A 12,150-nucleotide genomic window follows, 5' to 3' on the forward strand; every position below is an offset into this window, starting at 1 on the left:
GCGGATCGCCCGAAGCCGTGCCTGTCAGGACTTACAACTTGTCCCAGGCGCTTTGCCAGGAGGCACCGACACCCGGTTCAAAGCCGTTGGAAGCCGGGGTGTATTGCTTGCAGTAGCCGGACGCAGGGAACGGCTTGCACTCGAATACTTCCTCGGTCTTGGGTTGCAGCACTTTCGTGCCGGCGGCGTAGTCGCTGATGCCTTCAGGGAATACGAAGTCGTACTCGATGCCTGCACCCTCGCCGGTCAGGGTGACCGTCTTGGTTTCCTGGCGAGTGGTGCGGCCGTCTTCGGTGGTCCCCACCAGTGTCAGGGTGTGCGCACCTGGAGCGCTGCGCACGTCCAGGTTCAGGCCGGTGCTGCCTGCGCCCACGGTCTGGCTCACGACACCCACCTGCTTGTTCTTTTCATCGAACAAAGTGGCTTCGAGATTCATGCTGCGGTTTGTCTGTGCAGTGAACGCCATGCTGGTCCGACCTTTGTCGAGCACGTACTCCGGTTGCAGGGAAGAAATCTCCATGCTGGCGCTGGCGTCTTCGCGCATATCCAGTTGCACTTCATAGCGCTTCACGCCGCTTTCTTTCTGGGCGTACAGCTTGTTGGTGCCCTTGATCGGCGTGATATTGCCCTCGTCATCACGGATACCGGCACGAATCAGAGGATGGGCCTTGTTGATGGCGTCGGCGAGTTTGAACGACCAATTTTCAGGCTTGCCTTCTTCAGCGTTATCGATGCTGATTTGCACGCTGTACTCGGCGTTTTCACCGCTGGCAGAGAACGCCCGAGCCTTGACCTTGTCGCCCGCCAGCAACTGCGTCGATGGTGCGATGCTGCCCACCGGCGACCATCCGCCCGGCAACGCGGCTTCGGCGAGGATGTTCACATCCGCCGGGTTATAGAACGCATTGTCGGTGTCGCCGACCGTCCAGACCGCCAGGATGACATGGTGGCCTGTCTTCTCGTCGGGAATCACGCAATCGTGCTTGGCACCACTGGCTGGAAGTTGATTACCGCCATCGATCGTGCAGAACGGTGCGCTATCGAACGATGCGCGCTTGAGCGGCTCGTTTGGGTTCCAACCGTCACGGGTGATGAAATATTCGTGTTTGGTCGCCGGATGCGGGGCGATGTATTGCCATTGGAAGGTGATGTTGCGATCCCGGATTTCAGTCAGTTGCCAGCGAGTGGCCGACTGCGCATCCAGGGCGGAAAACAGCGAGTTACCGCCGCTGGCGATCTTGCCGTCGTAGGGGCCCTGCAGAGGAGCGCCACCGGCACCATTCGGGAAGCCCTTGAACGTTTCTCCGGTACTATGAGGTTCGTATTGCGCACCACCACAGTTTTTGTTTTCACCTTTCTGGCATAAAAATGCCCGCGAGGGCGGCACTTCGAGGTATCCGTGGGCGAATACACCCTGGGATGTCAGCATGGCCGACAACAGAACTAACGACGATGCGCATCCCGTTAATACGCCATTCTTGTTGAAGTTGTTTTTCATATAAGTTCCAGACTATCCATCGAGATTGAAAGACGTTTTACCGTCATCTTGCAAGACCCGCCGGATCGCTCAGCGCACGGCCTGCAAGCACCGGAACCTTATAGAAAGTTTAAGCCCCCCTATGTAGGAAAAATCTCTCAAAACAGAAGGAATGATCTGTTAATCTATTTCCCTTACATAGAAAGAGAAACTTCTTATAAATGGCAACAACTATTAAACACTGACAAACAGTAACACCAGGCCAACTACAATCAGGCGTTAAATTAAAAGTTATAGGGCAGACAATAAAAAAGCCTGTCCGGCACAGGACCGGACAGGCTGGGTGACAGAGGTCGCAATCAGACGTGATATTGCGCCGACAACTCATGCACCGCCCGCAGGAAGGCGCCGGCGTGTTCCGGGTCGACTTCCGGGGTGATGCCATGGCCCAGGTTGAACACATGGCCGCTGCCGCTGCCATAGCTCGCCAAAATACGCCCGACTTCGGCGCGAATGGCTTCAGGCTTGGCGTAGAGCACGGTCGGGTCCATGTTGCCTTGCAGGGCGACCTTGTGACCGACACGTTCGCGGGCGTTGCCAATGTCGCAGGTCCAATCCAGGCCCAAGGCGTCGGCGCCGGCCTCGGCGATGCTTTCCAGCCACAGGCCGCCGTTCTTGGTGAACAGGATCACCGGGACTTTGCGGCCTTCGTGCTCGCGGATCAGGCCGCTGACGATTTTGCGCATGTAGGCCAGGGAAAATTCCTGGTATGCCGCCGCCGACAGGTTGCCGCCCCAGGTATCGAAGATCTGCACCGCTTGCGCGCCGGCCAGGATCTGGCCGTTGAGGTAGGACGTGACCGATTGGGCCAGCTTGTCCAGCAACAGGTGCATGGCCTGGGGGTTGTCGTAGAGCATGGCCTTGGTCTTGCGGAAGTCCTTCGACGAACCGCCTTCGACCATGTAGGTGGCCAGGGTCCAGGGGCTGCCGGAGAAACCGATCAGCGGCACGCGACCGTTGAGTTCACGGCGAATGGTGCTGACCGCGTCCATGACGTAGCCCAGGTCCTTTTGCGGATCGGGAATCGGCAAGGCCTCGATGTCGGCCAGGGTGCTGACGACTTTCCTGAAACGCGGGCCTTCGCCGGTCTCGAAGTACAAGCCCTGCCCCATGGCGTCGGGAATGGTGAGAATGTCGGAGAACAGGATCGCCGCGTCCAACTGCGGATAACGGTCCAGTGGCTGCATCGTGACTTCGCAGGCGAACTGGGGGTTCATGCACAGGCTCATGAAGTCACCCGCCTTGGCGCGGCTGGCGCGGTACTCCGGCAGGTAGCGACCGGCCTGGCGCATCATCCAGACAGGGGTGACGTCCACGGGTTGCTTGAGCAGGGCGCGAAGGAAACGGTCGTTCTTCAGGGCAGTCATGTCGGCATCCGGAAAAAAAGTGCGGGCATTTTCTCAGAGCGCGACGCAAAAGGCACGGCAAGAGCCGTGCCTTTTATCTATCGGGGCAATTTGTCGCGGTGCCATGCAATGTTCAGCAACACCACAAAACAATTGTGGGAGCGAGCTTGCTCGCGATGAGGGCGTCCCATTCAACAGGTTCGTCGACTGATCCACCGCGATCGCGAGCAAGCTCGCTCCCACATTTTGATCGCATTCCAGCATTGGGAAGCGATCAGACTTGCAGGTAATCCAGGATCCCTTCCGCCGCATTGCGGCCTTCGAAGATCGCCGTCACCACCAGGTCGGAACCCCGGACCATGTCGCCACCGGCGAAGATCTTCGGGTTGCTGGTCTGGTGCTTGTACTGGCCCTGCTCCGGAGCCACGACGCGGCCCTGGCTGTCGGTCTGGATGCTGAACTGCTCGAACCACGGCGCCGGGCTCGGGCGGAAGCCGAAGGCAATGACCACGGCGTCGGCCGGGATGATCTCTTCGGAACCGGGGATCGGCTCGGGGCTGCGACGGCCGCGGGCGTCCGGCTCGCCGAGACGGGTCTCGACCACCTTCACGCCTTCGACCTTGTCTTCACCGACAATGGCGATCGGCTGGCGGTTGTAGAGGAACTTCACGCCTTCTTCCTTGGCGTTCTTCACCTCTTTGCGCGAGCCGGGCATGTTCGCTTCGTCGCGACGATAGGCGCAGGTCACCGACTTGGCGCCCTGGCGGATCGACGTGCGGTTGCAGTCCATCGCCGTGTCGCCACCACCAAGCACCACGACCTTCTTGCCTTTCATGTCGACGAAATCTTCCGGCGACTTTTCAAAGCCCAGGTTGCGGTTGACGTTGGCGATCAGGAAGTCGAGTGCGTCGTAGACGCCCGGCAGGTCCTCACCGGCAAAGCCACCCTTCATGTAGGTGTAGGTGCCCATGCCCATGAAGACCGCATCGTATTCCTCGAGCAGTTGCTCCATGGTCACGTCCTTGCCCACCTCGGTGTTCAGGCGGAACTCGATGCCCATGCCGGTGAAGACTTCGCGACGATTGCTCAGCACGGTCTTTTCCAGCTTGAACTCGGGAATGCCAAAGGTCAGCAGGCCGCCGATTTCCGGATTCTTGTCGAACACCACCGGGGTCACGCCACCGCGTACCAGCACGTCGGCACAGCCCAGGCCCGCCGGGCCGGCACCGATGATCGCCACGCGCTTGCCGGTCGGTTTGACCTTGGACATGTCCGGGCGCCAGCCCATGGCGAACGCGGTGTCGGTGATGTACTTCTCCACCGAACCGATGGTCACCGCGCCAAAACCGTCGTTGAGGGTGCAGGCACCTTCACACAGGCGATCCTGCGGGCACACCCGGCCGCAGACTTCCGGCAGGGTGTTGGTCTGGTGGGACAGCTCGGCGGCCTGGAGGATATTGCCCTCGGCCACCAGTTTCAGCCAGTTGGGAATGAAGTTGTGCACCGGGCACTTCCATTCGCAATACGGGTTGCCACAACCCAGGCAGCGGTGGGCCTGGTCGGCCGACTGCTGGGGTTTGAAAGGTTCGTAGATTTCCACGAACTCTTTCTTGCGTTGACGCAACAGTTTCTTCTTCGGATCCTTGCGCCCGACATCGATGAACTGGAAGTCGTTATTCAGACGTTCAGCCATTGTTAAAACCTCATCAAACTCTTCAGGCGCATATCACTGCGGGTTGGCACGAGTGCTGGAAAGCAACGATTTCAGGTTGGCAGCCTTGGGCTTGACCAGCCAGAAACGACGCACGTAGTCATCGAGGTTCTCGGCGAGTTCACGACCCCACTCGCTGTCGGTTTCCTCGACGTACTCATCCAGTACACGCTGCAAATGGCTGCGGTAGGCTTCCATCGCCTCGCCGCTGATCCGCTGGATTTCCACCAGTTCGTGGTTGACCCGGTCAACGAAGGTGTTGTCCTGGTCGAGCACGTAGGCGAAACCGCCGGTCATGCCAGAGCCGAAGTTATAACCGGTCTTGCCCAGCACGCAGACAAAACCACCGGTCATGTACTCGCAGCAGTGATCGCCGGTGCCTTCCACCACGGTGTGGGCCCCGGAGTTACGCACGGCGAAACGCTCGCCCGCGGTGCCGGCGGCGAACAGCTTGCCGCCCGTGGCGCCATAAAGGCAGGTGTTGCCGATGATGGCACTGTCCTGGGTCTTGTAGACGCTACCCTTGGGCGGAACGATGACCAGCTTGCCGCCGGTCATGCCCTTGCCCACGTAGTCGTTGGCATCGCCTTCCAGGTACATGTTCAGGCCACCGGCGTTCCAGACGCCGAAGCTCTGGCCCGCGGTGCCCTTGAAGCGGAAGGTGATCGGCGCCTTGGCCATGCCCTGGTTGCCGTGCTTGCGGGCGATCTCGCCGGAGATCCGCGCGCCGATGGAGCGGTCGCAGTTGCAGATATCCAGGTCGAACTCGGCACCGCTCAGGTCGTTGATCGCCGAAGCGGCCATGTCGACCATCTTTTCGGCCAGCTCGCCCTTGTCGAACGGCGGGTTGCGGTCGACCTGGCAGAACTGTGGCTTGTCCGCCGGGATGAGATCGCTGCCCAGCAACGGGGTCAGGTCCAGGTGCTGCTGCTTGGCGGTCTGGCCCTCGATCACGTCCAGCAGGTCGGTGCGGCCGATCAGCTCTTCAAGCGAGCGAACGCCCAGCTTGGCCAGCCACTCACGGGTCTCTTCGGCCACGTAGGTGAAGAAATTCACCACCATGTCGACGGTACCGATGTAGTGGTCCTTGCGCAGCTTGTCGTTCTGGGTCGCCACGCCGGTGGCGCAGTTGTTCAGGTGGCAGATGCGCAGGTATTTGCAGCCCAGGGCGATCATCGGCGCGGTGCCGAAGCCGAAGCTCTCGGCGCCGAGGATGGCCGCCTTGATCACGTCGAGGCCGGTTTTCAGGCCACCGTCGGTCTGCACCCGGACCTTGCCGCGCAAATCGTTGCCGCGCAGGGTCTGGTGGGTTTCGGCCAGGCCCAGCTCCCATGGCGCCCCCGCGTACTTGATCGAGGTCAGCGGCGATGCGCCGGTGCCGCCGTCGTAGCCGGAGATGGTGATCAGGTCGGCATAGGCCTTGGCCACGCCGGCCGCAATGGTGCCGACGCCGGCTTCCGCCACCAGCTTCACCGAGACCAGCGCCTTGGGGTTCACCTGCTTGAGGTCGAAGATCAGTTGCGACAAGTCTTCGATCGAGTAGATGTCGTGGTGCGGCGGCGGCGAGATCAGGGTCACGCCGGGGACCGCATAACGCAGCTTGGCGATCAGGCCGTTGACCTTGCCACCGGGCAACTGGCCGCCTTCGCCAGGCTTGGCGCCTTGGGCGACCTTGATCTGCAACACTTCAGCGTTGACCAGGTATTCCGGCGTCACACCGAAGCGGCCGGTGGCCACCTGCTTGATTTTCGAACTCTTGATGGTGCCGTAGCGCGCCGGGTCTTCGCCGCCTTCGCCGGAGTTGGAACGCGCACCGAGGCGGTTCATGGCTTCGGCCAGGGCTTCGTGGGCTTCCGGGGACAAGGCGCCGAGGGAAATACCGGCCGAATCGAAGCGCTTGAGCACCGATTCCAGCGGTTCCACTTCACTGATGTCCAGCGGCGTGTCGAGGGTCTTGACCTTGAGCAGGTCGCGGATCATCGACACCGGACGGTTGTCCACCAGCGAGGTGTATTCCTTGAACTTGCTGTAGTCGCCCTGCTGCACGGCCGCTTGCAGGGTGTTGACCACGTCGGGGTTGTAGGCGTGGTATTCGCCACCGTGGACAAACTTCAGCAGGCCGCCCTGCTGGATCGGCTTGCGCGGGCTCCAGGCTTCGGCGGCCAGGGCTTTCTGTTCGGCTTCGATGTCGACGAAACGCGCACCCTTGATGCGGCTCGGCACGCCACGGAAGCTCAGTTCGCAGACCTCTTCGGACAGGCCGATGGCCTCGAACAGTTGCGCGCCACGGTACGAGGCGATGGTCGAGATGCCCATCTTCGACAGGATCTTGAGCAGGCCCTTGGTGATGCCCTTGCGGTAGTTCTTGAACACCTCGTAGAGGTCGCCCAGTACTTCGCCGGTGCGGATCAGGTCGCCCAGCACTTCATAGGCCAGGAACGGATACACCGCCGAGGCACCAAAACCGATCAGCACCGCGAAGTGATGCGGATCGCGGGCGGTGGCGGTTTCCACCAGGATGTTGGAATCGCAGCGCAGGCCTTTTTCGGTCAGGCGATGGTGCACCGCGCCGGTGGCCAACGAGGCGTGGATCGGCAGCTTGCCCGGAGCGATATGACGGTCGCTGAGGACGATCTGGGTGCGCCCGGCGCGCGCGGCTTCTTCAGCCTGATCGGCCACGTTGCGGATCGCCGCTTCCAGGCCGACGCTTTCGTCGTAGTTCAGGTCGATGACCTGGCGCGCGAAGCCCGGACGGTCGAGGTTGGTCAACGAACGCCACTTGGCCGGGGAAATGACCGGCGAGCTGAGGATCACCCGCGAGGCGTGTTCCGGCGACTCCTGGAAAATGTTGCGCTCGGCACCGAGGCAGATTTCCAGGGACATCACGATCGCTTCGCGCAGCGGGTCGATCGGTGGGTTGGTCACCTGGGCGAACTGCTGGCGGAAATAGTCGTACGGCGTGCGCACGCGCTGCGACAGCACGGCCATCGGCGTGTCGTCGCCCATGGAGCCGACCGCCTCGTAGCCCTGCTCGCCCAGCGGACGCAGCACCTGGTCACGTTCTTCGAACGTCACCTGGTACATCTTCATGTACTGCTTGAGCTGGTCGACGTCATAGAAAGCCGAGCCGTGGTCGTTGTCTTCCATGGTCGCCTGGATGCGCAGGGCATTCTTGCGCAGCCATTGCTTGTACGGATGACGGGACTTGAGGCGGTTGTCGATGGCGTCGGTGTCGAGGATCTGGCCAGTCTCGGTGTCCACGGCAAAGATCTGGCCCGGACCTACGCGGCCCTTGGCGATGACGTCTTCGGGCTGGTAGTTCCAGACGCCGATTTCCGACGCCAGGGTGATGAACCCGTTGGTGGTGGTGACCCAGCGCGCCGGACGCAGACCGTTCCGGTCCAGCAGGCACACGGCGTAGCGACCGTCGGTCATGACGATACCGGCCGGGCCGTCCCACGGCTCCATGTGCATGGAGTTGTATTCGTAGAAGGCGCGCAGGTCCGGATCCATGGTCTCGACGTTCTGCCACGCCGGCGGCACCAGCATGCGAACGCCGCGGAACAGGTCGATGCCACCGGTCACCATCAGTTCCAGCATGTTGTCCATGCTCGAGGAGTCCGAACCCACGCGGTTGACCAGTGGGCCGAGCTCTTCGAGGTCCGGCATCAGGTCGTTGGCGAACTTGGTGCGACGGGCCACGGCCCAGTTGCGGTTGCCGGTGATGGTGTTGATCTCGCCGTTGTGGGCGAGGAAGCGGAATGGCTGGGCCAGCGGCCACTTCGGCAGGGTGTTGGTGGAGAAGCGCTGGTGGAACACGCAGATCGCGGTTTTCAGGCGCTCGTCGCTCAGGTCCGGATAGAAGGCGGTGAGGTCCGCCGGCATCATCAGGCCTTTATAGATAATGGTCTTGTGGGAAAAACTGCAGATGTAGTGATCGGTGTCGGCGGCGTTGGCCACGGACGAACGACGACGGGAGCTGAACAGCTTGATCGACATGTCCTGGTCGCTCAGGCCTTCGCCGGCGATGAACACCTGTTCGATCTGCGGCAGGCGCTCGAGTGCCAGGCGGCCGAGGACGCTGGTGTCGATCGGCACTTTGCGCCAGCCCACCAGTTGCAGGCCGGCGGCCAGGATCTCGCGGTTCATGTTTTCGCGAGCCGCCTCAGCCTTCACCGGGTCCTGGTTGAAGAACACCATGCCCACGGCGTACTGCTTGGGCAGGGTCACGCCGAACGTTTCCTGGGCTACGGCACGCAGGAACTCGTCGGGCTTTTGAATCAGCAAGCCACAACCGTCGCCGGTCTTGCCGTCGGCGTTGATCCCACCGCGGTGGGTCATGCAGGTCAGGGCCTCAATGGCCGTTTGCAAAAGGGTATGGCTGGGCTCGCCCTGCATATGAGCTATCAGGCCGAAACCGCAGTTATCCTTGAATTCATCTGGTTGGTACAGACCTGCTTTCATAGACACTTTCTCACCAGGCTGCCTCTAATCGAGGCAAATTTCTTTTCAATTCAACCGGTTGCATGCCGCGCCGAACGTACGCCAGCTTTGCGGGGGCAAAAGGGAGGTCATTGTACACACCGACACAGAGGCTCACAAATTTGACGACGAACTGTCGCAAATCCATGTCGCATTTGTGAAAGGTTTAAAGCTATATGCTGTGCTAGTCAAAACTTTTTTGGGTTTGACCGCTACGACTCAAACGCTACTGTGACGCAGACACCACAAGGCGCGCGGCCTGAAAGGTCGCCCGCCCTTGCGGAAATTTTGAGGTTGCCGGGAGAGGCGGCCTGGGTAAGGCCGCCGAATCTTCAGCGAGTTGCAGCCAGTTCCTGTTGGACGCTGGCGACAGTGCGAGGCCAAGGTTTACCAGCCTGAACCTTCGCTGGCAAGGCCTTGATGGCGGAAACAGCCGCATCACGGTTGGCAAAGCTGCCGTAGGTGATGACATACAGCGGCTTGCCGTTGAGCACTTTCTTGAAATAACGGTACTCGCCGCCCTGCTCCTTGACGAAGTTCTGCGCCGCGGCTTCGGAACTGGTGCCGAGGATCTGCACCACGTAGTTGCCCGGCGCCTGGCCGGCGTACCAGCTACCGCCCGCGGCCTTGGCTGGGGCAGCGGCAGGCTTGGCCGCCGGTGCTGCTGGCGTCGCTGGCTTGGCCGCAGGCGCCGGAACCGGTACCGGTTTGGCGGTAGCCACCTGGGTCGGCGCCGGGGTCGGCTTGGCGGTCGGGGCTGGGGTTGGCGCCGGGCCAGCCGGCACGCCCACAGGCGGTGCGGTGGTGGTCACGGTCGGCGGCGTGTCGCTGCTGTCGTCGATCGGTGGCGCTGCGCCGTCGTCGCCTTCGGTGATACCGCCGGCCGCTTCGGCCAGCGGGCCGCGCATGACCGGCTGCGACTGGCCGACCAGCGGCAGCGGCATCGGCTGGGTGTTACCGGCGAATTCCACGGCCGGCGCGCCACCGTTGGGTTGCGGCTTACCTTGACCAAGGGGCAGTTGCGCCTGTTCGTTGGCAGGGGCACCCGTGGCAGGTGCCTTGGTGCGACCCGGCATCAGCCAGGCGGCGGCAACCGCGACCACGACGACGGCGGAAATTGCCAATACGTGTTTCTTCGGCATGTTGAACCCCATACTTGGACGCTTCACCGCTGAGCGGCTGGCAATCATGACTTCGATCAGAGCATCGCGGGCGACCTGGTTGATGTTGCCAGGCCAGCCGTCGGAGCTTTCGTGAATCTCAGAGATCTGATCGGCGGTGAAAAGTTCGATACCCCGGCCCGCGCCCTCGAGACGCTGGGCCAGGTATTCACGGGTTTCTTCCTCGGTGTAGGGCGCCAGCTCGATGACGTGGAAGCGCTCTTCCTCGAGGTTCAATTGGTCCAGGTCGGCGATCAGCGACGACTCGCCGAACAGGAACACGTGAGGCCGGCCCTCCGGGGCACCGGCCGCCAAGGCCAGCAGGGCTTCGAGGGCCGACTCGTCGAGTTGCTCGGCATCGTCCACCAGCAGATAGACTTCCTGCCCGGTCAGCGCCAGTTGCACGATCTGATCGAGGATTGCACCGATTTCGGCCTGGGCGACGTTCAGCGCCTGGGCCACCTGGCGCAACACACCGGCGGCATCGCCAGCGCCACGGGCCGACACCACCACGCTTTGCACAGACTGTTTGTTGGTACTGGCCACCAGGGCCTGGCGCAGCAAGGTCTTGCCGCTGCCCTGGGGGCCGGTGACCACCAACAGCAACTGGCTGTAGCGCGCCAGGTGATGCAACTGGCCCAGCACCGGCTTGCGCTGGGCGGGGAAGAACTTGAAGCCCGGGACCCGTGGGGCAAAAGGGTCATGACTCAATTGGAAATGGCCGAGGAAAGCCTCGTCGGCATGCAAACTAGTCATCGGAATCTCATTAACCTTTAAGCTGAGCCAGGGCGCGGTAGTCCGCTCCCAGCGTGGCCTGTAGAACTTCTTTCGGATAATCGTCGGTCACCACCGCTTCGCCCATGTGGCGCAGCAGCACCAGGCGCAGACGACCGTCGATCACTTTTTTGTCGATTGCCATGTGTTCAAGAAAATCCGCCTCGCTCATTTCCTCGGGCGGAACCACCGGCAGCCCGGCGCGCTGGAACAGACGAATACCGCGATCACGCTCCTGTTCGCTGATCCAGCCCAGGCGCGCGGACATCTCAAGAGCCATGACCGTACCGGCCGCAACCGCTTCACCGTGCAGCCAGACACCATAGCCCATGTGCGTTTCGATGGCATGGCCGAAGGTGTGGCCCAGGTTGAGCGTGGCGCGCACCCCCGACTCACGTTCATCGGCACCGACCACCGCGGCCTTGGCGGCGCAGGAGCGCTCGATGGCGTAGGTCAGCGCCGCTTGATCCAGCGCACGCAGGCGGTCGACGTGCTCTTCGAGCCAGCCCAGGAACGGTTCGTCGCAGATCAGCCCGTACTTGATGACTTCCGCCAGCCCCGCGGACAGTTCGCGGGCCGGCAGGGTAGTGAGGGTGGCGGTGTCGATCAGCACCACGTTGGGCTGATAGAACGCACCGACCATGTTCTTGCCCAGCGGATGGTTGATCCCGGTCTTGCCGCCCACCGACGAGTCGACCTGCGACAGCAGCGTCGTGGGGATCTGGATGAAGTCGACGCCACGCTGATAACAAGCGGCGGCAAAACCGGCCATGTCGCCGATCACGCCACCGCCCAGGGCAACCACCGTGGTGCGGCGATCATGCCGTGCGGTCAGCAGGCCGTCGAAAATGAGTTGCAGGGTTTCCCAGTTCTTGAAGGCTTCGCCGTCGGGCAACACCACGGAAATGACCGAGAAAGCCGACAGGCTGCGGGTCAGACGTTCCAGATACAGAGGCGCGACGGTTTCATTGGAAATGATCGCCACTTGCCGCCCGGCGATGTGCGGCGCCAGCAGTTCGGGCTGGTCCAGCAAGCCTTCGCCAATATGAATCGGGTAGCTGCGCTCGCCCAGGTCGACCTTAAGTGTCTGCATGTGTCCCCACAGTGAAGATGGAATCAGGCGTCCTGCCTGCAATTAAC

The 12,150-nt window shown here is 61.9% G+C and carries 6 protein-coding genes; all 6 read right to left on the reverse strand.

The genetic code is table 11. The annotated features are described in order from the left end of the window. Window positions 1-31: 31 nt before the first annotated feature. The 6 genes from gbpA to aroB all read right to left on the reverse strand — a co-directional run bounded on the left by gbpA (window position 32) and on the right by aroB (window position 12,103). A complete protein-coding gene (gbpA, locus tag BLQ55_RS07275; protein ID WP_092203352.1) occupies window positions 32-1,498 on the reverse strand; it encodes an N-acetylglucosamine-binding protein GbpA in 1,467 nt (488 codons plus the stop codon). Window positions 1,499-1,836: 338 nt separating this feature from the next. Further along, window positions 1,837-2,904 (reverse strand): uroporphyrinogen decarboxylase, encoded by a 1,068-nt coding sequence (hemE, locus tag BLQ55_RS07280; protein WP_092203350.1) that lies wholly within the window; start codon window positions 2,902-2,904, stop codon window positions 1,837-1,839. 253 nt (window positions 2,905-3,157) lie between these two features. Beyond that, window positions 3,158-4,576: an FAD-dependent oxidoreductase gene (locus BLQ55_RS07285; protein WP_003196992.1), complete on the reverse strand. Its 1,419-nt coding sequence runs from the start codon at window positions 4,574-4,576 to the stop codon at window positions 3,158-3,160. Between the two features lie 33 nt (window positions 4,577-4,609). Then, on the reverse strand, window positions 4,610-9,058 hold the full coding sequence (gltB, locus tag BLQ55_RS07290) for a glutamate synthase large subunit (protein WP_092253143.1): 4,449 nt from the start codon (window positions 9,056-9,058) through the stop codon (window positions 4,610-4,612). A gap of 350 nt (window positions 9,059-9,408) precedes the next feature. Then, a complete protein-coding gene (locus BLQ55_RS07300) occupies window positions 9,409-10,992 on the reverse strand; it encodes an AAA family ATPase (protein WP_092203346.1) in 1,584 nt (527 codons plus the stop codon). Window positions 10,993-11,002: 10 nt separating this feature from the next. After that, entirely contained in the window at window positions 11,003-12,103 is a 1,101-nt protein-coding gene (gene aroB / locus BLQ55_RS07305) for a 3-dehydroquinate synthase (protein WP_092203344.1), read from the reverse strand. Window positions 12,104-12,150: the final 47 nt, after the last annotated feature.

The organism is Pseudomonas sp. NFACC13-1, assembly GCF_900104425.1.
Classification (GTDB): Bacteria; Pseudomonadota; Gammaproteobacteria; order Pseudomonadales; family Pseudomonadaceae; genus Aquipseudomonas; species Aquipseudomonas fluorescens_AA.

What these genes read in the sequence shown, in the direction of transcription:
- gbpA (WP_092203352.1), bottom strand. Translation starts at nt 1,498, where the DNA reads ATGAAAAACAACTTCAACAAGAATGGCGTATTAACGGGATGCGCATCG.
- gltB (WP_092253143.1), bottom strand. Translation starts at nt 9,058, where the DNA reads ATGAAAGCAGGTCTGTACCAACCAGATGAATTCAAGGATAACTGCGGT.
- BLQ55_RS07285 (WP_003196992.1), bottom strand. Translation starts at nt 4,576, where the DNA reads ATGGCTGAACGTCTGAATAACGACTTCCAGTTCATCGATGTCGGGCGC.
- BLQ55_RS07300 (WP_092203346.1), bottom strand. Translation starts at nt 10,992, where the DNA reads ATGACTAGTTTGCATGCCGACGAGGCTTTCCTCGGCCATTTCCAATTG.
- hemE (WP_092203350.1), bottom strand. Translation starts at nt 2,904, where the DNA reads ATGACTGCCCTGAAGAACGACCGTTTCCTTCGCGCCCTGCTCAAGCAA.
- aroB (WP_092203344.1), bottom strand. Translation starts at nt 12,103, where the DNA reads ATGCAGACACTTAAGGTCGACCTGGGCGAGCGCAGCTACCCGATTCAT.